The sequence below is a fragment of the Mycobacterium sp. NGS61 genome (assembly GCF_059812325.1).
The window spans coordinates 1-21,573 of sequence record NZ_JCALCL010000009.1; the positions used below are offsets into that span (position 1 = coordinate 1).

The 21,573-nt window shown below is 67.4% G+C and carries 19 protein-coding genes and 3 pseudogenes; 6 read left to right on the plus strand and 16 right to left on the minus strand.

What is annotated here, in order from left to right; genetic code table 11:
- Positions 1-544: 544 nt before the first annotated feature.
- Positions 545-1,975, minus strand: coding sequence for a glycine--tRNA ligase (locus AC5Y3Z_RS18100; protein ID WP_463824939.1), 1,431 nt, complete (start codon positions 1,973-1,975; stop codon positions 545-547).
- Between the two features lie 150 nt (positions 1,976-2,125).
- Here AC5Y3Z_RS18100 and AC5Y3Z_RS18105 point away from each other — a divergent pair, with 150 nt between their 5' ends.
- Both AC5Y3Z_RS18105 and AC5Y3Z_RS18110 read left to right on the plus strand, forming a co-directional pair.
- Entirely contained in the window at positions 2,126-2,530 is a 405-nt protein-coding gene (locus AC5Y3Z_RS18105; RefSeq protein WP_463824940.1) for an ArsR/SmtB family transcription factor, read from the plus strand.
- A 70-nt stretch (positions 2,531-2,600) separates the two neighbouring features.
- Positions 2,601-2,990, plus strand: coding sequence for a Fur family transcriptional regulator (locus AC5Y3Z_RS18110; protein WP_463824774.1), 390 nt, complete (start codon positions 2,601-2,603; stop codon positions 2,988-2,990).
- Positions 2,991-2,999: 9 nt separating this feature from the next.
- Here AC5Y3Z_RS18110 and AC5Y3Z_RS18115 read toward each other — a convergent pair whose 3' ends face one another.
- From AC5Y3Z_RS18115 to recO, 3 genes are read right to left on the minus strand one after another with little or no spacing between them, the layout of a single operon-like run.
- Positions 3,000-3,386 carry a hypothetical protein gene (locus AC5Y3Z_RS18115; protein ID WP_463824775.1) on the minus strand — a complete coding sequence of 129 codons (387 nt, stop codon included), beginning with the start codon at positions 3,384-3,386 and terminating at the stop codon, positions 3,000-3,002.
- Entirely contained in the window at positions 3,386-4,276 is an 891-nt protein-coding gene (locus AC5Y3Z_RS18120; RefSeq protein ID WP_463824776.1) for a decaprenyl diphosphate synthase, read from the minus strand. The genes AC5Y3Z_RS18115 and AC5Y3Z_RS18120 overlap by 1 nt, the downstream gene beginning before the upstream one ends.
- Positions 4,269-5,066 carry a DNA repair protein RecO gene (recO, locus tag AC5Y3Z_RS18125; RefSeq protein ID WP_463824777.1) on the minus strand — a complete coding sequence of 266 codons (798 nt, stop codon included), beginning with the start codon at positions 5,064-5,066 and terminating at the stop codon, positions 4,269-4,271. The genes AC5Y3Z_RS18120 and recO overlap by 8 nt, the downstream gene beginning before the upstream one ends.
- 61 nt (positions 5,067-5,127) lie before the next feature.
- Here recO and AC5Y3Z_RS18130 point away from each other — a divergent pair, with 61 nt between their 5' ends.
- Positions 5,128-6,636 (plus strand): amidase, encoded by a 1,509-nt coding sequence (locus AC5Y3Z_RS18130; RefSeq protein WP_463824778.1) that lies wholly within the window; start codon positions 5,128-5,130, stop codon positions 6,634-6,636.
- A gap of 45 nt (positions 6,637-6,681) precedes the next feature.
- Here the strand turns inward: AC5Y3Z_RS18130 and era are convergent, their stop codons facing one another.
- The 7 genes and pseudogenes from era to AC5Y3Z_RS18165 all read right to left on the minus strand — a co-directional run bounded on the left by era (position 6,682) and on the right by AC5Y3Z_RS18165 (position 12,273).
- The gene (gene era / locus AC5Y3Z_RS18135) at positions 6,682-7,587 is read right to left on the minus strand and encodes a GTPase Era (protein WP_463824779.1); all 906 of its coding nucleotides are present in this window, start codon (positions 7,585-7,587) and stop codon (positions 6,682-6,684) included.
- 24 nt (positions 7,588-7,611) lie between these two features.
- Positions 7,612-8,901 (minus strand): hemolysin family protein, encoded by a 1,290-nt coding sequence (locus AC5Y3Z_RS18140; RefSeq protein WP_463824780.1) that lies wholly within the window; start codon positions 8,899-8,901, stop codon positions 7,612-7,614.
- Entirely contained in the window at positions 8,898-9,431 is a 534-nt protein-coding gene (gene ybeY, locus AC5Y3Z_RS18145) for an rRNA maturation RNase YbeY (protein WP_463824781.1), read from the minus strand. The genes AC5Y3Z_RS18140 and ybeY overlap by 4 nt, the downstream gene beginning before the upstream one ends.
- An 18-nt stretch (positions 9,432-9,449) precedes the next feature.
- Positions 9,450-10,058, minus strand: a pseudogene (locus AC5Y3Z_RS18150) (PhoH family protein); the annotation flags it as partial.
- 9 nt (positions 10,059-10,067) lie between these two features.
- Positions 10,068-10,871, minus strand: a pseudogene (locus AC5Y3Z_RS18155) (LAGLIDADG family homing endonuclease); the annotation flags it as partial.
- Positions 10,860-11,573: pseudogene (locus AC5Y3Z_RS18160) on the minus strand (PhoH family protein); the annotation flags it as partial. The pseudogenes AC5Y3Z_RS18155 and AC5Y3Z_RS18160, both read right to left, overlap by 12 nt.
- Before the next feature lie 43 nt (positions 11,574-11,616).
- Positions 11,617-12,273, minus strand: a complete 657-nt coding sequence (locus tag AC5Y3Z_RS18165; RefSeq protein WP_463824782.1) for a TetR/AcrR family transcriptional regulator C-terminal domain-containing protein — start codon at positions 12,271-12,273, stop codon at positions 11,617-11,619.
- A 75-nt stretch (positions 12,274-12,348) separates the two neighbouring features.
- On the opposite strand from AC5Y3Z_RS18165, the gene AC5Y3Z_RS18170 reads away from it, so the two are divergent.
- Complete coding sequence (locus AC5Y3Z_RS18170) at positions 12,349-13,233, plus strand: alpha/beta hydrolase (RefSeq protein WP_463824783.1); 885 nt, start codon at positions 12,349-12,351, stop codon at positions 13,231-13,233.
- A 4-nt stretch (positions 13,234-13,237) separates the two neighbouring features.
- The gene (locus AC5Y3Z_RS18175; protein WP_463824784.1) at positions 13,238-13,852 is read left to right on the plus strand and encodes a maleylpyruvate isomerase family mycothiol-dependent enzyme; all 615 of its coding nucleotides are present in this window, start codon (positions 13,238-13,240) and stop codon (positions 13,850-13,852) included.
- A gap of 26 nt (positions 13,853-13,878) precedes the next feature.
- Here the strand turns inward: AC5Y3Z_RS18175 and AC5Y3Z_RS18180 are convergent, their stop codons facing one another.
- The 3 genes from AC5Y3Z_RS18180 to hrcA are packed head-to-tail and all read right to left on the minus strand — an operon-like array spanning position 13,879 to position 16,906.
- Positions 13,879-14,661, minus strand: coding sequence for a 16S rRNA (uracil(1498)-N(3))-methyltransferase (locus AC5Y3Z_RS18180; protein ID WP_463824785.1), 783 nt, complete (start codon positions 14,659-14,661; stop codon positions 13,879-13,881).
- 15 nt (positions 14,662-14,676) lie between these two features.
- On the minus strand, positions 14,677-15,819 hold the full coding sequence (gene dnaJ / locus AC5Y3Z_RS18185) for a molecular chaperone DnaJ (protein WP_463824786.1): 1,143 nt from the start codon (positions 15,817-15,819) through the stop codon (positions 14,677-14,679).
- Between the two features lie 55 nt (positions 15,820-15,874).
- Complete coding sequence (hrcA, locus tag AC5Y3Z_RS18190; RefSeq protein ID WP_463824787.1) at positions 15,875-16,906, minus strand: heat-inducible transcriptional repressor HrcA; 1,032 nt, start codon at positions 16,904-16,906, stop codon at positions 15,875-15,877.
- A 126-nt stretch (positions 16,907-17,032) separates the two neighbouring features.
- On the opposite strand from hrcA, the gene AC5Y3Z_RS18195 reads away from it, so the two are divergent.
- Positions 17,033-17,332, plus strand: a complete 300-nt coding sequence (locus AC5Y3Z_RS18195) for a type II toxin-antitoxin system VapB family antitoxin (RefSeq protein WP_463824788.1) — start codon at positions 17,033-17,035, stop codon at positions 17,330-17,332.
- 71 nt (positions 17,333-17,403) lie between these two features.
- Here AC5Y3Z_RS18195 and AC5Y3Z_RS18200 read toward each other — a convergent pair whose 3' ends face one another.
- Together AC5Y3Z_RS18200 and AC5Y3Z_RS18205 are read right to left on the minus strand one after the other, a co-directional pair.
- Positions 17,404-17,901, minus strand: coding sequence for an MTB12 family secreted protein (locus AC5Y3Z_RS18200; protein ID WP_463824789.1), 498 nt, complete (start codon positions 17,899-17,901; stop codon positions 17,404-17,406).
- A 182-nt stretch (positions 17,902-18,083) separates the two neighbouring features.
- Positions 18,084-21,569, minus strand: coding sequence for a non-ribosomal peptide synthetase (locus tag AC5Y3Z_RS18205; protein WP_463824790.1), 3,486 nt, complete (start codon positions 21,567-21,569; stop codon positions 18,084-18,086).
- Between the last annotated feature and the right edge of the window lie 4 nt (positions 21,570-21,573).

Sequence of the window (21,573 nt, forward strand, 5' to 3'; positions counted from 1 at the left end):
AACCCCAACCAAGCCAGCCGCGTCAGCGGCGCCTTCCCAGTGTGGCGTCCGTCACCCGAAACAGTCCACGGCCGAATCGTAAGCCCATTTCGACGAAAAGTCTCCGAGGTTCAGGCCAATCTCTGACGATTCTCCCGCTTTTCCGGGACAACCCTGTGCGTGACCAGACAAGTGTCCAGTGGAGAGTCCAGAAATTGGACATTCCCACCCGAATCCGGTCGCGGAAGATATCAAATAATGCTCAGAAATCGCGGCCCGATATCGATGGACGAAACTCTGGAACGTCCCGAAACACCGTCGTCGGAGGCAAGATCCGGGAACGGTTCGCCACCGGGACTCCCGTCCGGTTGCACGGACCGGAGGTTGGCAGGACCATCGCTGCCGGTGCTGCGGTAGGTACCACCGGCGGGGCCGGACGGGGTCGCCGTTTCGGCAATTTCCGGAATTCGTTTTCCGGCTATCGGCATTGGCGCCCCCGGCGGGAAAGCTGCCACGGCAAGAATGGCGTGGGCGACCAATAACGGGGGCCGCGAAAGCGGCGGCATCAGCAGCCCTTGAGACGCACCGCGAGGTAGTCGCCGACGTTGCCGATGGCAACGCGCTCCTGCGTCATGGCGTCGCGCTCCCGCACCGTGACCGAGTCGTTCTCGAGCGAGTCGAAGTCGACCGTCACGCAGTAGGGCGTACCGATCTCGTCCTGGCGGCGATAACGCCGGCCGATCGCACCGGCGTCGTCGAAGTCGATGTTCCAGGATCTGCGCAATTCGGCGGCCAGGTCGCGCGCCTTCGGGCTGAGGTCTGCATGCCGGGACAACGGCAGCACCGCGGCCTTGACCGGCGCCAGGCGAGGGTCGAGTCGCAGCACCGTCCGCTTGTCCATGCCACCCTTGGCGTTGGGCGCCTCGTCCTCGGTGTACGCGTCGATCAGGAACGCCATGAACGAACGGGTCAGACCGGCCGCAGGCTCGATGACGTAGGGGGTGTAGCGGGTGTCGCCGGCCTGATCGTAGAACGACAGGTCGGTGCCGGAATGCTTTGTGTGCGTTGACAAATCGAAGTCGGTCCGGTTGGCGACGCCTTCCAACTCCCCCCACGGGTTGCCTTGGAAGCCGAATTTGTACTCGATGTCGACGGTGCGGTCGGAGTAATGCGACAGCTTTTCCTTGGGATGTTCGTAGAGCCGCAGGTTCTCCGGATCGATACCCAGATCGATGTACCACTCACGCCGGGTGTCGATCCAGTACTGATGCCACTCCTTGGCCGTCGAGGGCTCGACGAAGAATTCCATCTCCATCTGCTCGAACTCGCGGGTGCGGAAGATGAAGTTGCCGGGGGTGATCTCGTTGCGGAAGCTCTTCCCGATCTGCCCGATGCCGAACGGCGGCTTGCGGCGCGCGGTCGTTACCACGTTGGCGAAGTTGACGAAGATGCCTTGGGCGGTCTCTGGGCGCAGATAGTGCAGTCCCTCCTCGGTCTCGATGGGACCGAGATACGTCTTGAGCATCATGTTGAATTCGCGCGGTTCGGTCCATTGACCCTTGGTGCCGCAGTCCGGGCAGACAATCTCAGCCATCGGCACGGCCTCAGGATCGGGCAGACCCTTCTTCAGGGCGAAGGCCTCCTGCATATGGTCCTGCCGGTGCCGCTTATGACAGTTCAGGCACTCCACCAGCGGATCGTGGAAGACCTCGACGTGACCGGAGGCAACCCACACCTCGCGCGGCAGGATGATCGACGAATCGAGTCCCACGACGTCGTCGCGGCCGGTGACCACCGCCCGCCACCACTGGCGTTTGACGTTCTCCTTGAGTTCGACGCCCAGCGGGCCGTAGTCCCACGCCGACCTGGTGCCCCCGTAGATTTCGCCGGCAGGGAACACGAAGCCACGGCGTTTGGCCAGGTTGACCACGCTGTCGATTACAGACGCCACGGGGCGTGTGCTCCCTTCGGAAGTGCTGGCCGGCGCAGGCGACATGACCGCCGCCCGTAAAACATCAGTCATGGTAGCGACCGTCGTGCCGGTCTTTGACATGCATCATCATGCATGTGACAGTGGAGAGCGGTCCGAATGCAAGGTACTTGGGCATGCTTGGTGGCTCGGCATGGCTGGTCAATCGATGAGGTGGTGACTCTTACGGTGACGTCGCCGTCGACTCCAACTGCCGCCGATGACGACCTGGTCGGGCCGCACGAGCACGGTGCTGACGGGTTCGGGGCACACCCCGTGTATCCGACGCCGCCGTCCCGCGAAATTCTGGATGCCGCCGGGGAATTGCTGCGCGCGCTGGCCGCCCCGGTGCGGATCGCGATCGTGCTGCAGTTGCGCGAATCCCAGCGCTGCGTACACGAGTTGGTCGACGCGCTGGGCGTGCCTCAGCCGTTGGTGAGCCAGCACCTGAAGATCCTCAAGGCGGCCGGGGTGGTCGCCGGGGAGCGGTCGGGTCGCGAAGTGCTCTACCGGCTCGCCGACCACCACCTGGCGCACATCGTGCTCGACGCAGTCGACCACGCCGGCGAGGACCTCGCATGACCGGCACCCGCGCCGACACCGGTGCAGGGGCATCTCCCGCTCGCGGGGGACGGAGCGAAGGAGTGGCGCCGTGACTGAGGTGAGTGTCCGTTCCACCCGGCAGCGGGCGGCCATCTCGTCGCTGCTGGAGACGCTGGACGAGTTCCGGTCGGCCCAGGAACTGCACGACGAATTGCGCCGCCGCGGGGAGAACATCGGGCTGACCACCGTCTACCGCACGCTGCAGTCGATGGCCACCGCAGGCATGGTCGACACGCTGCGAACCGACACCGGTGAATCGGTCTATCGCCGGTGCTCGGATCATCATCACCACCATCTGGTGTGCCGCAGCTGCGGCTCCACCATCGAGGTGGGCGACCACGAAGTCGAGACCTGGGCGGCCGAAGTAGCCGCCAAATACGGCTACTCCGATGTCAGCCACACCATCGAGATCTTCGGCACCTGCTCGGACTGCCGCTGACCGATGCGGTCAGCCGGTCAGCTCACCGCGAATCCGCGCCCCGCTGTCCAGCACCAACAAGATCAGCGTGCGCAGCGCGTCATCCGTCAGGCCGGCGCCGGGGAAGTTGTAGCGCAGCATCACATCGGCGGTCTTGCCCTTCTGCAACAGCGTCACCGACCCGAAGTTCAAATCCCTTGCCTGCCTGGTCACCCGGTCGCTGAGCTTTCGGGACAGCGGCACATCCCAGGCCAATATCTGGGTCAGCGCCACCATGTCGAGGTCTTCGACGATGTTCACCGACCGCAACGAAGCGAAAGTGCCCCCATGCCGGACGGTCAGCGCACCGTCGGCTTCCTCCTCGACGGTCAGCACATCGCCCAGAATCGAGGCGAGGCGTTGCTGCAGCGACGGCATCAGGCGCTCCCGAACCGTCGATTGCGGGAGGCGTATTCCTCGCACGCGGCCCACAGATCGCGGCGGTCATAGTCGGGCCACAGCTTGTCCTGGAAGATGAACTCAGCGTAGGCCGCCTGCCACAGCATGAAGTTGCTGGATCGCTGCTCCCCCGAGGTGCGCAGGAACAGGTCCACGTCCGGGATGTCGGGACGCTGCAGGTGACGGGCAATCGTGGACTCGCTGATGCGGTCCGGGTTGAGGCGGCCGGCCGCGACCTGTTCGGCGATGCGGCGGGTGGCTTCGGCGATCTCGGCGCGGCCACCGTAGTTGACGCAGTAGTTGATGGTGATGACGTCGTTGTTCTTCGTGACTTCCTCGGCGATCGCCAGTTCGTTGATGACGCTGCGCCACAGGCGTGGTCGGGAACCCACCCAGCGGATCCGGACCCCCATCTCGTTGAGGATTTCGCGACGGCGCCGTACCACGTCGCGGTTGAAGCCCATCAGAAAGCGCACTTCTTCGGGCGACCGCTTCCAGTTCTCCGTGGAGAAGGCGTAGAGGCTCAGCCATTTGATCCCGAGTTCGACTGCGCCGCAAGCGATGTCGATGACCACCGCCTCGCCCATCTTGTGACCCTCGGTGCGGCTCAGGCCGCGCTGAGTGGCCCAGCGGCCGTTGCCGTCCATCACGATGGCGACATGATTGGGCAACTGGGCGGTCGGGATTCGGGGCGCGACCGCCTTGGACGTGTGCTGCGGCGGGCGTCGCGGCCCCCCGTCGGGTGACGGTGGCAGCTGCGGGAAGACGACGGGCCACGTCGAGGTGTCGGGAAAGGTCGGATAGTCCTCGGGCGCCGGGGGCAGTTGGGGGAAGTCCGCCGACGTCAGCTTCCGCTCGGCCTTAGCCACACTCGCTATCCTGCCCGATCAGCGCGGCGCGGCGGTCGGCCAGGGTGTGGTCGGCCCGGTAGTCCCGCTCCACCAGCGGCAGCGTTTTGAGTTGTCGCTCCAGATGCCACTGCAGGTGGGCGGCGACCAGCCCGCTGACGTAGCTGCGGTGCGCTTGCGACGACCGCTCAGCGCTGGCCCAGTCACCGTCGTGCAGCGCCGACATCAGGTCCACCACGCCCAGCGGCGGCGTGGTCGCCCCGGCCGGACGGCAGTGCGCGCAGACGCTGCCCCCAGCGGCGATGTGGAACGCCCGATGCGGACCGGGTGTGGCACAGCGGGCACATTCGGTCAGCGCCGGCGCCCACCCGGCGGTGGCCATGGCACGCAACAGATAGGCGTCCAGCAGCAGCTCACGGGCCCGGCGACCGTCGGCTACCGCCCGCAGCGCGCTGACCGTGAGCCGGTGCAGAGCCGGTGCGGGGGCGCGTTCCTCCCCGGCCAGGCGTTCGGCGGTCTCCAATATCGCGCACCCGCAGGTGTAGCGGCCATAGTCGCTGACGATGTCGGTGGCGAACGCGTCCACGGAAACGACCTGGGTGACGATATCGAGGTTGCGGCCCGGATACAGCTGCGCGTCGATGTGCGCGAACGGCTCCAATCGAGCACCGAATTTGCTGCGGGTGCGACGCACCCCCTTGGCGACCGCTCGGACCAACCCGTGATCACGGGTCAGCAAGGTGACGATTCGGTCGGCTTCGCCGAGCTTATGCTGACGCAGCACAACAGCCCGGTCTCGATACAGCCGCATCGCACTAGTTTTGCACCCCGCCGCGACATTGCGGGGATCCGCGCCGATAGTCTCGTACCCCGTGGTCGGCGCTTCTCAGTCCGGTTCCGGGGCCTCTTCCGGCTCCGGCTACCAGCGTTTGCCCACGTTGACCGACCTGTTGTATCAGCTGGCCACCCGTAAAGTCACCGCCGCCGAGCTGGCTCGGCGATCCCTGCACGCCATCGATGTGAGCCAGTCCACATTGAACGCTTTCCGGGTGGTGCTCACCGAGTCGGCGCTGGCCGACGCCGCCGCGGCCGACCGCCGCCGCGCCGCCGGCGACACCGCGCCGCTGCTGGGCATCCCGATTGCGGTCAAGGACGACGTCGACGTTGCTGGCGTGCCGACCGCATTCGGCACCGACGGATACGTCCGGCCCGCCACCCAGGACAGTGAGGTCGTTCGCCGCCTCAAGGCAGCCGGCGCTGTGATCGTCGGCAAGACCAACACGTGCGAACTGGGCCAGTGGCCGTTCACCAGCGGTCCCGGGTTCGGGCACACCCGCAACCCCTGGTCGCGCCGGCACACTCCGGGCGGCTCGTCGGGGGGCAGCGCGGCTGCTGTGGCGGCCGGCCTGGTGACCGCGGCCATCGGTTCCGACGGCGCCGGCAGTGTGCGTATCCCGGCCGCCTGGACCCATCTGGTGGGCATCAAACCCCAGCGTGGCCGTATCTCCACCTGGCCGGAACCCGAATCGTTCAACGGCCTCACGGTGCACGGCGTGCTGGCCCGCACCGTGGCCGACGCGGCGCTGGTGCTGGATGCGGCCTCCGGCAACGTCGAAGGTGACCTGCACAAACCTCCCCCGCTGACAGCGTCCGACTATGTGAGCATCGCGCCCGGTCCGTTGAAGATCGCCCTGTCCACCGGGTTCCCGTACACCTTCTTCCGGACCAAGCTGCATCCTGAGATCCTGGCCGCCACCCAGCAGGTGGGCGAACAACTGGAATTGCTGGGCCACAAGGTGGTCAACGGCAACCCCGACTATGGACTGCGGCTGTCCTGGGACTTTCTGGCCAGGTCCACCTCTGCGCTCTGGGCCTGGCAGGAGCGGATAGGCGACGGCGTCGACTGGGACCCCCGCACGCTGGCCAACATGCGCACCGGCCACATGCTTTCGCAAGCGACGCTGCGCAGCGCGCGCCGGCACGAGGCGGCCGACCAGCGCCGGGTGCGGTCGATCTTCAACATCGTCGACGTGGTGCTGGCGCCGACCACCGCTCAGCCGCCGCCGCAGGCGCGGGCCTTCGACCGGATGAGCGCCGTGGCCACCGACCGCGCCATCATCGCGGCGTGCCCGTACACCTGGCCGTGGAACGTGCTGGGCTGGCCGTCGATCAACGTGCCGGCCGGTTTCACCTCCGACGGGCTGCCGATCGGCGTGCAGCTGATGGGCCCGGCCAACAGCGAAGGCATGCTGATCTCGCTGGCCGCCGAACTGGAAGCCGTCAGCGGCTGGGCGGCCAAGCAGCCGGAGGTGTGGTGGAACACCGGCAACAACGTGCCGCCCATGCACAGCGTCCGGCAGCCGCCGTCGCGAAGGCGCTAGCGGCGGTCGCGGCAGGTGTTGCGGTAGGGCATCGCATGTGGCGACTCAGAAGCCAAGGCGCCCAAGCTGTTTGGGATCGCGTTGCCAGTTCTTGGCCACCTTGACCCGCAAGTCGAGGTACACCTTGGTGCCGAGCAGCTTCTCGATCTGAGTGCGTGCGGCGCTGCCCACCTCGCGAAGACGCGCGCCGCCCTTGCCGATCACGATGCCTTTCTGGCTGTCCCGCTCGACATACAGCACGGCGTACACATCGATCAGGTCGTCGCGCCCCTCGCGCGGCTCGACCTCGTCGATCACCACGGCCAGCGAATGCGGCAGCTCGTCGCGCACCCCTTCCAGGGCGGCCTCGCGGATCAGCTCGGCCATCAGCACCTCTTCGGGTTCGTCGGTCAGCTCGCCGTCAGGGTAGTAAGCCGGACCGGGCGGCAACGCCGCGGCCAGCACCTCGATCAACACGTCCACCTGCGCACCGGAAACGGCTGAGACCGGGACGATTTCGGCCGCTGTCGGAACGAGTTCGCTGACCGCCACCAGCTGGGCGGCCACCCGGTCTTTCGGCACCTTGTCGATCTTGGTGACGATGGCCACCAGCGTGGTCTTCGGGGCGACCGACGCGATCTGTTCGACGATCCAGCGGTCCCCCGGACCGATCGGTTCGTCGGCCGGGATGCACAGCCCGATGATGTCGACCTCGGTGTAGGTGTCGCGGACCAGGTCGTTGAGGCGCTTACCCAGCAGGGTGCGCGGCCGGTGCAGACCCGGGGTGTCCACCAGCACGATCTGGAAGTTCTCCCGGTGCACGATCCCGCGAATGGTGTGTCGGGTGGTCTGCGGACGCATCGAGGTGATCGCCACTTTCGCACCGACGAGCGCGTTGGTCAGAGTCGACTTGCCGGTGTTGGGGCGTCCCACCAAACACACGAAGCCGGAACGGAATTCGTCGCTGGTCACAGCGTCCCCAACTCGTCGAGGAGCTCACTCATCGTCGTCCTCTTCCGTCTCGACCGGACTGAGCAGGACGGTGCCGATCCGGACCCGGCCCCGGTGGTCACGGCCGCCTTCGGCGTGCAGCAGCAGGCCGTGCGAAACCACTTCGGCACCCGGCAGCGGCACCCGGCCCAATTCCAGGGCCAGCAGGCCGCCCACCGTGTCCACGTCGAGATCGTCGTCGAACTCGACACCGTACAACTCGCCCACGTCCTCGATCGGCAACCGGGCGGACACCCGGAAGCGGTTGTCCCCCAGCTCTTCCACCGGCGCGGTCTCGGCTTCGTCGTACTCGTCGGCGATCTCCCCGACGATCTCCTCCAGGACGTCCTCGATGCTCACCAGTCCTGCGATGGCGCCGTATTCGTCGACCAGCAGCGCCATGTGGTTGCGGTCGCGCTGCATTTCACGCAACAGCGCGTCCAGCGGTTTGGAGTCCGGCACGAAAACCGCCGGGCGCATCACCTGCGCCACCGACGACTCGCGACTGGCGTCGCCGGCGAACCACCGTTGCCGCACCAGATCTTTCAGATACACCACCCCGAGGATGTCGTCGACGTTCTCGCCGATCACCGGGATGCGGGAATGTCCGCTGCGCACCGCCAGCGCGATCGCCTGTCCGGCGGACTTGTCGCCCTCGATCCACACCATCTCGGTCCGTGGCACCATCACCTCGCGCGCCGGAGTGTCGCCGAGTTCGAAAACCGACTCGATCATCCGGCGCTCGTCGGCGGCCACCACGCCGCGCTGCTGAGCCAGGTCGACGACTTCGCGCAATTCGATTTCGGATGCGAACGGCCCGTTGCGGAAACCGCGGCCGGGGGTGAGTGCGTTGCCCAGCAACACCAGCAACCGGCTGACCGGCATCAGCAACCACGACATCACTTGCAGCGGAAGCGCGGTCGCCAGCGCAATCGAGTAGGCGTGCTGGCGGCCGAGGGTGCGCGGACCGACACCGATGGCGACGAAACTGGTGACGACCATCAGGGCCGCCGCGTAGTACAGCCCCCAGTGGTGGCTCACGTGATCCCGGAAAGTGACCACCAATAGCGCTGTCGCGGTGATCTCGCACACGATGCGCAGCAACACCACCAAGTTGATGTAGCGGGGCCGATCGGCCACGACCTTCTGCAACGCCTGGGCGCCGGGCCGCTCGTCGCGCACCAGCTCCTGGACGCGGGCCAGGGACACCGTGCTGACGGCGGCGTCGAGCATCGCAAAGAGTCCGCCCAGACCGATCAACACGATCGCACCGAGCACTTGCGACAGGCCGGTCAATTCTCGAAATACCTTGACTTGTCCAATAACCGGCGGTCGCGTTCTTCCTGCCGATTGAGTTGATACGCCTCGACCTGTTCGGCCACCCATTCCTCGAGCAGCCGGTCCTGCAGCGCGAACATCTCGCGTTCCTCGGCGGGTTCGCCGTGGTCGTAGCCGAGCAGGTGCAGCACGCCGTGAATGGTGAGCAGCGCCAGTTCGTGTCCGAGACTGTGGCCCGCAGCGGCCGCCTGCTTGGCTGCGAATTCCGGGCACAACACGATGTCACCGAGCATGGCCGGTCCCGGGTCGGGCGCGTCGGGCCGTCCACCCGGTTCGAGCTCGTCCATCGGGAAGCTCATCACGTCGGTTGGCCCGGGCAGATCCATCCAGCGCATGTGCAGGTCGGCCATGGCCGCGGTGTCCAGCAGCACCATGGACAGTTCGGCGGCCGGGTGGACGTCCATCTGCGCGATGACGAACCGCGCGACGCTGACCAGCTCGACTTCCGAGACGTCGATGCCGGACTCGTTGGAGACTTCGATGCTCATATGACGTTCACGCACTCATCATCGACGATTGCGACCGCCGGATGCCCGCCGAGCCGCCCGGTTCATACCGTTGGCGGGCTCCTCGTACCGCGCGTAGGCGTCCACGATTTCCCCGACGAGCCGATGGCGGACCACATCCTGGCTGGTCAACTCGGCGATGTGGATGTCGTCGATGTCGTCGAGGATGTCGACCGCCGCCCGCAGGCCTGATCGCGCGCCGCCGGGCAGGTCGACCTGGGTGACGTCACCGGTGACCACGACCTTGGACCCGAAGCCGAGCCGGGTGAGGAACATCTTCATCTGCTCGGCGGTGGTGTTCTGCGCCTCGTCGAGGACGATGAACGCGTCGTTCAACGTGTTATGGGTGAGCAGGAAATCCTGGGTCACGTACAACGAGTCCGCCGCCGCGACCTGGATGCACACTGCTTCTTCAGTTCCGGCTGGCTCGATGCTGTCCACGAATCGCATCGGATGACCGCCGCTGTCGGCTTCGTACTCGACCGCTTTCCGAGTCGACCGGAATGGAACGAGGCCGGCAGGCAGACGAATGTTCAGAATGTTGGCGTCCGATCGGTAATAGACCGCTCGGCCTCCAGCGAGTCCTGGTTTCCGTCCCGCGGCAGGCCCGGTGCGCTGGTAAACGACACCGCCGAGTGACTGAACAAGGAAGGTCACGTCATCGCGCAACCGGTCGGAGACCGTCGTCATCTGAATACGACACCTGCGGCCCTGCTGACTGACGAGACCTCCGTCACTGTCGAGCAAACCCTGCAGGACCGCCAGCCGTACATCAGGCGAGTTGAGCAGGTAATCCTTCGGAATGAACTTGGTATCCGATGTCGTGCCCGCCAGGTTGAGCTGGCGCAGTGCAACCGTGACCGGGTTCGGCATCGACCCGCGGGGACGACCGGCGCGGTTGAGCACGTACTCCAATTCTGACGTTTGCCGCATCTCGATGCCGGGAATCAGCCGGGCCAACGCTGCGGCCAGTTCGGGATCGGCGGTCGAAAAGGTTGGTGTCGTCGCACATGTGATGCACCCGTCGCCCAGCAGCAGGCCCAGCGCGTACGGATCGAGCGGGACTGGCCGCGGCGCAAAGCTGACCGGCGCACTCAGTAGCGGCAGTTCGTAGCGGTGGTAGTGCGCCGCCCGCAGGTTGCCGATCATCTCTTTGGTCTGCAGCACACGAGCGGGCTTGCCCCGACGCCGATCAGATCGCGTGTAGACCGACCAGAGGTGATCCCCGGACGCCAATGTCGACGAGCCGTCCTGGGTCGAGACGCGATAGATTTCCTTGAAACCTTGCGGATAGACCCCTAATACCTTCGTCGGGTGGCCGTCCGAGCCGATGACGAAGTCTCCGACTTCGAGGTCGCCGATCGGCCGGAACCCTTCCGGCGTAAGGACTTTCGTGGACAACGGCTGCGCCCTACCACGCATGTACGCCAGCGGCGCCACTTCGATCACCCCGGCCGACATCAGCTTCGGGATCAGCTCGGAATCCATCATGTCGTAGAGCGCGTCGTACAGCGGCCGCAGATAGGGGTCGATCTTCTCGCTGAGCGTGCCGGGCAGAAAGCCAAGGCGCTCACCGGCTTCCACCGCCGGGCGGGTCAGGATGATCCGGGTCACCTGCTTGGTCTGCAACGCGTGCACGGCCTTAGCCATGGCCAGATACGTCTTGCCGGTGCCGGCCGGGCCGATCCCGAACACGATGGTGTGGTTGTCGATCGCGTCCACGTAGTGCTTCTGGTTGAGCGTCTTGGGCCGGATCGTCTTGCCGCGCCGCGACAGGATGTCCAACGTGAGGACCTCGGCCGGCGATTCGTTGCCGGTGCCGACGAGCATGGCGACGCTGCGACGCACCACTTCCGGTGTCAGCGACTGGCCGCGACCGGCAATGGCCACCAACTCGGCAACCGCGCGTTCGGCGAGCGCCACGTCGGCGGGCTCGCCGGAGATGCTGACGGTATTGCCGCGCACATGCAGCCCCGCACTGAGGTCGCGCTCGAGAGCACGCAGATTCTCGTCGGCCGAGCCGAGCAGGCCCACGACGAGGTCGGGCGGAACGTCGATGCTGCTGCGCACTTGAGAGTTGGGCTGACGAGCAGCCTCAGCAGCGCGGGTCTCGCGGGGCGTCACGTGGTCTCTGCTACCTGATTTCTGGCCTGTCGGACGGGGCACCTCAGTCTAGCGAAGCCGCACTGCCGCTTCCCAATGATTCAACGCCCGCCAGCAAGATCTGCAGACCACGTTCGAAGTCCTGTGCCGCCGTCGATTTGCGGCTGACCTGCGCCAGAGCGGCGATGTGCGGATGCTGGACGCCGGCGAGCGCGCCCATCCGCGCCGCCACGTCACCCTGTTCGCGGTCCCGCCCGGCGCCGGCCAGCGGTCCGGCCAGCTCCGCCTGCGCGGTGCCCATTACCAGTCCGAGCACGGCCCGGAAGCCGGCCAACAGGTCGACGTCGGTGAGCCCGGCGCGCGCGAGGGCGCCGATCAGCCGATCCGCCGCCAGATAGCTCGAGGCCGACACGGTGCGCCGGGTCAGCACCAGCGGGACGGCGTTGGGGTGTCGACGCACCGTCTCCCACATCGCGATCGCGATCGCGCGCACATCCGCACTCCAATCCTCGGTGGGCGCCGGGATGACGATTTCCGCGATGACCGCCTCGGCGACCAGCTCCTCGAGTTCACCCCGGTCCTTGACGTAGTTATAGAGCGTCATCGGGCCGGTGCTCAGGGACCCGGCCAACGACCGCATGCTCAGCCCGCCCAGTCCGTCGCGGTCGACGATGTCCAGCGCGGCCCTGGCGATCTCGGAGACGGTGAAGCGCGCCCGCACGAACTTCTCCTTCCGGTTGACACGTACAACGTACGCATAGTACAACACGTACACCGTACTTATCTGGAGGAGCTCATGACCACCCGCACCGCATTCGTTTCGCACGGCACTCATTGCGCCGCCTGGCTCACCCGACCGGACGGCGCCGGACCGCACCCCTGCGTGGTCCTTGCGCACGGCCTGGGCGCCAACCACACCATGGCGCTGGCCCGCTACGAACGGCACTTCGCCGCCGCCGGCCTGGCCACCCTGGCTTTCGACTACCGCAACCTCGGCGACTCCGAGGGCACCCCGCGGCAGCGACTCAGCCTGCGCCGCCATCGCCAGGACATCGTGGCCGCGGTGCGGCACGTGCGCGCACTGCCCGAGGTCGACGCCACCCGCGTCGCCCTGTGGGGCACCAGCTTGGGCGCCATGCATGTGCTGCGGGTCGCCGCGGCAGACACCGGGCTGGCCGCCGTGGTGGTGCAGTGCCCCATCGTCGACGGGCCCGCCGTCCTCGCCAGGTTGGGTCCGTCGGCGGTGCTGCGGATCGGGCCGGCCATTGTCGCCGATGCCGGCCGCGCGGCCCTGCGACGGCGCCGCCACTACGTCCCGATCGTCGGGCAGCCGGGCACCCTGGCAGCGGTCACCGTGGCGGGCGCCGCAGACGGGTGGGACTCGACAGTGGATCCGGGCGGCACCTTCGACAACCGCATCGCCGCCTGCAACGTGGTCGAGATCGCCGTCACCAGCGCCAAGCGAGCGGCCCGCCGGATCGCCGCACCATTGCTGGTGTGCGTGTCGGACCGGGAGACGCTGATGGATCCGCGCCACGCCGAAGACGTGGCCCGGCAGGCACCGCGCGGAGTCGCACGCCACTACGACGGCGACCATTTCCAGATCTACCACCCGCCGCTGCTGGCCGACCTGCTCGCCGACCAGACCGAATTCCTGCGGGAGCACCTCCGTGTTGCGTAACCTGTTGCATACCAACGATATTCGTTTCGTCCAGTTCGCCAAGAGCCGGACGGACGCGGACTGGGCCCAGCCCAGCCTGTGCGCCGAATGGACCAACCACGAGGTGCTGGCTCACCTCGTCATCGGCTACGGATCGTCGCCGGTCACCGTGGCCGTGGCCATGGCTGCCCACCGCGGCTCGTTCGACCGCGCCAACACCGCGCTGGCCGTTGACTGTGCGCAGCGGCGCAGCCCCGTCGAACTCGTCGACGATTTCGCAGCCCTGACCGAGCGGCCCCGTGGCCTCGGCCGCCTCTTTCCGCGCCGACTCCTGTTGGGCGATCACGTGATTCACGAGCTCGACATCGCTTTCGCACTCGGCCGGCAACCAGAGGTGGCACCGGAATGCTTGGTCGCAGTGCTCGACACCCAGGTGCGAGTGCCCAATCCGTTCGTGCCGGCCGCCGCGCGGGCACGCGGCCTGAATCTGCATGCCACCGACACAGATTGGACGCACGGCAGCGGCGAACTGCGGGTCAGCGGTGGGGCCGCGCAACTCGCCTCGGTGCTGGCCGGACGCCCGTGGGCGCTCGATCAGCTCAGCGGCGACGGCGTCGGCGAGCTACGCGCCCGCATCTGAGCGTCCACTGTGGATCCTGCGACGGGTCATCGGCGTGTCCCGTCGTCAACTTCACAGTCGGCCGGCGAATCCCAGCGCGGGGTGAGCACGCCCAGCGCGCCCAACGCCACGGCCGCCGCGGTGGAGGTGCGCAGCACGGTCGGGCCGAGCCGCACGCTGATCGCCCCGGCGCCGGTCAGCGCCTGGATCTCGTCGGGCGTGATGCCGCCCTCCGGGCCGATCACGAGCAGCACCGAATCAGCTTGCGCCACAACAACATCAGCAAGACGATCGGACGCCGACTCGTGCAACACGAGCACCAGGGTGCCGGCGGCTCGATCGCGCACTCTCGCGACCAGCGCCTTGGTGGACAACACCCCCTCGACCTGCGGGATGTATGCCCGACGGGACTGACGGGCCGCCGCACGCGTCACCGCGCGCCACCGCCGCAACCCTTTCTCCACCCGCGCCCCCTCCCAGGAGGCGACACACCGCGCCGACTGCCAGGCCAGAAAAGCATCGGCACCGGCTTCGGTGGCCAGTTCGACGGCCAACTCGGAGCGCTCGGATTTGGGCAGCGCCTGCACCACCGTCACCGCCGGCGCCGCGGCGGCGGCGGTCCAGCGCTGCAGCACCCGGGCCCGCAACCCGTCGCGTCCGGCGTGTTCCACCACGCTGTGGGCCAGCCCGCCGCAACCGTCGCCGAGCACCAACTCCTCGCCGGGGCGGATCCGTCGCACGGTGGCGGCGTGGAAGCCCTCGTCACCGTCCACGACCACCAGCGAACCGGCGTCGGACAGCGCGTCGACGTAGAACAGCGTGGCCACCATATGAGCCCCGGAAAGCTAACGCCCGGTGAAGGTTTCGCGCAGCCTGCTGAACAGGCCGCCACCACCGGCGTGCGCCGAGCGAACCTCTGCGACGTCCCGGTTGCGGCGGCTCTTCAACTCACGCAGCAATTCGGTGTCATGGTGGTCCAGGCGGGTGGGTACCACCACCTCGACGTGCACGTGCAGATCCCCGCGGGCGCCGGATCGCAACTGCGGCATCCCTTTGCCGCGCAGCGTGATGGTGGACCCCGGCTGGGTGCCCGGCGGGATCACGATCTCGCTGGGGCCGTCCAGAATGGCATCCAGCGTCACCGTGGCGCCGAGGGCGGCGTCGACCATCGGCACCGAGACCGAGCAGTGCAGGTCGTCGCCCTCCCGGGCGAAGATGTCGTGAGCCTGCTCGTGGACCTCGACGTACAGGTCGCCGGCCGGCCCACCGCCCGGGCCCACCTCGCCCTGCGCGGCGAGCCGCACCCGCATCCCCTCGGCGACGCCGGCCGGGATCTTGACGGTGATGTCCCGCCGGGCGCGCACCCGGCCGTCGCCCATGCACTGGTAGCAGGGATCGGGGATGACGACGCCCACGCCGCGGCAGGTGGGGCACGGCCGCGAGGTCAACATCTGGCCCAGCAGCGAGCGCTGCACGCTCTGCACCTCCCCGCGACCAGCGCAGGTGTCGCAGGGAACCGGCGCCGAATCGCCGTTGGTGCCCTTGCCCTGGCAGCGGTCACACAACACCGCGGTGTCGACGGCGACCTGCTTGGTGACGCCGTTCGCGCACTCCTCGAGATCAAGGCGCATCCGCAACAGCGAGTCCGAACCGGGCCGTACCCGGCCGACCGGTCCGCGGGAGCCGCCACCGCTGAAACCTCCGCCGAAGAACGCCTCGAAGACATCGCCCAGCCCACCGAAGCCGCCGAAGCCGTTACCGGCACCGGCGCTTTCCAGCGGGTCACCGCCCAGGTCGACGATCCGGCGCTTCTCCGGGTCGCTCAGCACCTCGTAGGCGGCACTGATCTCCTGGAATTTCGCTTGCGCCGCCTGGTCTGGGTTGACGTCGGGGTGCAGCTCGCGCGCCAGCTTTCGATAGGCGCGTTTGATCTCGGCGTCGTTGGCGCCTTTGTTCACGCCGAGCAACCCGTAGTAATCGCGTGCCACGATCAGCCCTTTCTAGGCCCCCTCGCGGGGGCGGTTCACAAACTCCGGAGCCGGGTCAACGAGCACCCAGCACTTCGCCGATATACATGGCAACCGCTGCGACACTCGCCATGGTTCCCGGATAGTCCATCCGGGTGGGACCCAACACGCCCATGCCGCCGTAGACGGTGTCGTGGCTGCCGTAGACGGTGGACACCATCGAGGTGCCCGCTATCTGCTCGGCTTCGGTCTCGTGGCCGATGCGCACCGTGACCTTGCCCGCTTCCTGCTGCGCGGCCAGCAGCCGCAGCACCACCACCTGTTCCTCGAGGGCTTCCAGGATGGGCCGCAGCGAACCGCCGAAATCCGCCGCGTTACGGGTCAAATTGGCGGTGCCGCCCAACAACAGGCGCTCCTCGGTGTGCTCGACGAGCGATTCCAGCAACACCGTCGCCGAGCGGCCGACCGCATCGCCCAGTCCGTCGCCGCCGTGCAGCCGGCCGGCGAGGTCGGCCACCGCCACCGAGGCCGCGGACAGCCGCTTGCCGATCAACGCCTGGCCCAGCATCTCGCGCAGCTGGGTGAGCTGGTGGTCGTCGATGACGTCACCGAGTTCGACGATGCGCTGGTCCACCCGGCCGGAGTCGGTGATGACCACCATCAGCAGCCGGGCCGGGGTCAGCGCAATCACTTCCAGGTGGCGCACGGTCGACGTGGACAGCGTCGGATACTGCACCACGGCCACCTGCCGGGTCAGCTGAGCCAGCAGGCGCACCGCTCGCCGCAGCACGTCGTCGAGGTCGACACCGGATTCCAGGAAAGCCTGGATGGCGCGGCGTTCGGCCGAGGACAGCGGCTTGACGTCGTCGAGGCGATCGACGAATTCGCGGTAACCCTTTTCCGTGGGCACCCGCCCGGAACTGGTGTGCGGCTGGGTGATGTACCCCTCGGCCTCGAGCACCGCCATGTCGTTGCGGACGGTGGCACTGGAGACGCCGAGATTGTGCCGTTCCACCAGAGACTTCGAGCCGATCGGTTCGTGGGTGGCGACGAAGTCGGCAACGATGGCGTGCAACACCTGAAAGCGACGTTCGTCCGCGCTGGCCATTGACTCTTCACCTCCTGGGTACCTGAAACAGGCTTCATTTTACGGTCTCAGCTGCAGCGCACCCGACAACCGGGCGATCCGTGGCCAACGCCTCGTCGGCGCGGTGCGGCGACTAGCCTTTGGCGGGTGATCTTCAAAGGCGTGCGCGAGGGCAAGCCCTACCCCGAACACGGGTTGACCTACCGGGACTGGTCCCAGATCCCACCGCAGCAGATCCGCCTCGACGAGTTGGTCACCACGACCAGGGTCCTGGAGCTGGACCGCCTGCTCTCGGAGGACTCCACCTTCTACGGCGATCTGTTTCCGCACGCGGTCAAGTGGCGGGGCGTCGTCTACCTGGAGGACGGCCTGCACCGAGCGGTGCGGGCGGCGCTGCGGAACCGCACCGTCCTGCATGCCCGGGTCTATGACATGGACATGGCTTAACCGGGCCGAGCAGACGCAAAAGCACCCTTTTCACGTGGGAAAAGGGTGCTTTTGCGTCTGCTCGCGCCCGATCAGCGTGAGGCGGCCTTGAGCAGTTCCATCGCCGAGCTGCGCGCCAGCACCCAACCGCCCTGGTTGACGAACGTGACGCTCTGGGTGACCGGCGGGGAGAGCTTGGGACCGGAGACCGAGACGTCAGCAGTCGCTGATCCGCCGGGGGCGGGCGCGATGTTGGCAATGCTGAACGACAGGGGCAGCTGTCCGTTCTTTTCGGCCTTCTTTAGCTGGTGGTCGGCGAGGTGCGCCTCAGTCCCGCCGATTCCGCCTTCGACCAGGTTGCTCTTGTTGGTGAAGGACACGCTCGGGTCGGCAAGGCTGGTGAGGATGCCGGTGAGCTGCGCTGCGGTCGGGACCGCGGCGGTGGGCGCCGGGTCCTGCGGCAGCGGCGCACCGAAGGCGGCGGGCTGAACCTGGTAGCCGGGCAGCGCCGTGACCGAGGTGACACCGGCTGCGGCGCCGATGGTCGCCACCGCCGCCGCTCCGACGACGATGGATGTGATGAACTGCATGGAGGTCCCCCTGTTCGCACCCGGTCGGGTGTGGTCAATGTGACTGTTGTTTCGCTTGTGAGTCAAGTTGCGTTACATCACGCTAGCGCGCAACGGTCCGGCGAGGCTGTGGCTGAGCTGTGTAACCGGCATGAGTAGCTGAGTAGCCACTGCGCTGCGCCGGAAACTGTGGCAACGCCCACTCAGCCTTCGGCAAGCACCTCTTCGTCGGACAACGCCGCGACGTCGAGGTAGTGCCGCGCGATGACGCTCAACCGACCCGGTGTGCCGCGCTGTGCCTCCCGCTGCTGCAGCCGGTCGGCCAGCCCGGCGACGCTGCGGGTGGCGAACAGGTCGGAGACCACTGCGTGATCCACGTCGAGCCATTCGCGGATGCGGGCGACGACTGTGGTGGCCAGCACCGAGTCACCCCCCTGCGCGAAGAAATCGTCGTGCACCCCGACCGACTCGACGCCGAGTACCTCGGCGAAGATCTCGACGAGGGCGGCATCCAGATCGGTGCGCGGCTCGCTGGCGGGAATGCCCGAGGCCGCGACCGGTTCGAGTAGTGCCAGCACCGCGCGCCGGTCCAATTTGCCGTTGGAGGTCAACGGAATTCGATCCAGGTAGACGACCCGGGTCGGCACCATGTAACCGGGCAGCAGGTCGGCGACCGCCGCACTGACGGCGTCGGTGTCAACCGGGTCGCCGGAGACCGCGGCGACGAGCTTGGGCGCGTTGGCCCCGACGACGGTTGCGACGGCGTGGCGCACGCCGGGCACCGTGCGAAGCGCGCTCTCGACCTCGCCGAGTTCGACTCGGTACCCGCGGATCTGCACCTGATGGTCGGCTCGGCCGAGGAACTCGATGGTGCCGTCCGGCCAGTACCGGGCCATGTCCCCCGTCTTGTACCAACGCAGACCGTCGTGCTCGACGAAGCGCTTCGCGGTGCGCTCGGCGTCGTTGCGATAGCCGGCGGCGACGTTGGCGCCACCCACCCAGAATTCACCGGGCACCCAGTCCAGGCAGTCGCGACCCGACGGCGACACCACCCGGCAGCGCACGTTGCGCAGCGGCACACCGAACGGCACCGTGGTCCAGTGCGCCGGCGGTTCGCCCACCACTTCGCAGATGGTGTTGTGGATGGCGGTCTCCGTGGCTCCGCCCAGGCCGGAGAAACGGCAGCCCGGCACCTGCTTGGCCAACCTGCGCGCCAGGTCGGCTCCCACCCAGTCTCCGCCGAGGGTGACCGCGCGCAACGAGTCTCCCAGCCGGTCGCCGCCGAGCTCCAGAATCATGTCGAGCATGCTCGGCACACAATTGAGGATCGAAACCCGGTGCCGGCGCAGCAATTCCACCCAGATGGTGGCCGCGGCCTTCTCCTGCGCGTCGACGGCTACCAGCGAACCGCCCACCGAGAACATGCCGAAGATGTCGTACACGGAGGCGTCGAACTCGAGTGCGGACAGCGCCAGCACCCGGTCGGCGCTGCCGACATCGAACCATTCGTTGACCGCGTCGATGGTGTTCATCGCCGCGCTGTGCGGGACGTCGACCCCCTTCGGCATTCCCGTCGAGCCGGAGGTGAAGATCACGTACGCGATTGCGGCGGTATCCGGAAATACCGGTTCCGGCAGCGGTTTTGGAAACCGGCGTGCGGCAGCCATGGACAGACAGGTGATGCCCGGTCCGATATCGGTCCCGTCGGCGGTGAGCGCCGCCACGATATCGGCGGTCTGCAGGATCTTCGCACGGCGCGCGTCCGGTTGATCGGATCCGATCGGCACATAGGTGGCTCCGGCGGCCAATACCCCGAGCACGGCAGGAATTTGATCGCGGCCCTTGGGCAACTGGACCGCAACGGTGTCACCCGGTCGGACGCCCTGCGCCCGGAGCGCCCCGGCCACCGAAAGCGCCTGCCGCGCGAGGTCACCGTAGGTCCAGCCACCGGTTGACCCGTGCACCCCCCACACCACCGCTTGGGTGTCCGGTTCGGCCGCGGCGTGGTCGAAGAAACCCTGGTGCAGGCACCGTCCGCTGACCGGTCCGTCAGTCGCGTTGATCGCGGCGCGCACCGTCGCCTGCGTGCTGGGCAACCGCACCGCCGCTTCGGCGTCCCAGGCCGCTTCGCACTGGGCGAGGCGTTGCACCGTTTTGGTGAACCTGGTGAACATGGCGTCGATCAGGCCCGGTGGAAATGCCGATTGCCGGACATCCCAGTTGATCAGCAGTCCGCCTCGCAACTCGGTGATCTGGGCGTCGAGCAGCACCTGGGGACCTTGCGAGATCATCCATTCCGGCTCACCGAAAGTCTCGATCACCGTGTCCGCGAACAGTTCGCCGAGATCCAGCGCGCTGGTGAAGACCACGGGTGCCAGCACCGGCTCACCACGGTGCCGGCCCAGGTCTCTGAGCACCTCGAGGCCCGAATACGCCGAGTGCGCGCCACTTTCGTACATGCGGCGCTGAAGGTCGCGGGCCCGCTCGGCCACCGACACGTTATCGCTGACGTCGACCTCCAGCATGATCGACGAGGTGAAGTCGCCCACCACGCGGTCGATGTCGGGATGCACCGACTCACGTTGGAACAGTGGCACATTGAGCAGGAATCTATCCTGGGCGGACCAGCCGCCGATGGTGTCCGCGAAGACCGCCGCCAACACATTGGCCGGGGTGACCCCGCGCGCGTGGGCACCGGCCACCAAACGGGCCTTGGCTTCCGGCGCGAGCCAGTGGTCGTAACGGACAGTGCGTTGCGACGCAACGCGATCCGCCACCGCGACCGTGGGCAGTTCCGGTGCGCCCGGCAGCTCGGGCAGTCGCTGTTGCCACCATTGCCGATCCCGGTCCCGCGCCGCGGTGTCCGTCTGCCGCTCGGTGCGGTATCGCCGATAGGTGTAACCCGGGGCGGACGGCGTTGCGCCCTGGTACAACTCGGCCAGATCCGAGATCAGGATCCGGTAGCTCATCGCATCGCCGGCGAGCATGTCGATGTCGAGGTGCAATCGGCTGCGGTCGCCGTCACGCAGGCTCAGCGTGACGTCGAGGACCTGGCCTTCCTCGATGGACAGCCGCTGGTGCGTGTTGCGCTCGCGTAGTTGCTCCAGCGCGGCTCGGCTGCTGCCGGGATCGTGTCCGCGAAGGTCGACCACGGTAAAGACCGGTTTGCCCGGCTTCGGCATGGTCTGCTGCGTCCCGTCCGGCAGGAACCGGGTACGCAGCATCGGGTGCGCCGCAACCAGATCGGCCACCGCCCGCTCGAGTCGTTGCGGATCTACTGCGGGGCCGTCGAATTCGACGTAGAGGTGGGCCGCGACCCCGCCGAGCTCCTGCTCGTCGGACCGGCCGATCCAGTACGCATGCTGCATGGGCGCCAACGGGAACGGCTCGTCCACTGCGACGGTCTCGTCAACAGGTTCGGCGGTTGGGGCCGGCGTCGTTGCAGCGTGACCCGCGCTGAGCAGACCGTGCCAGGAATTGACGGTAGGGGCTGCCGCCAGCTCGGCGAAGGTGATGGCAGCACCGCGTTTACGCCAGCCCCCGGCCAGCGCCATCATGCGAATCGAATTCAGTCCCAACTGGATGAGGTCGTCGTGATCTGCCACATCGGCTGTCGGGCAGCCGAGTTGGGCCGCGATCACAGCCTTGATCTCGTCCCTGCTGATCCATTCGTCGCCGGGCGGCGGCATCTGC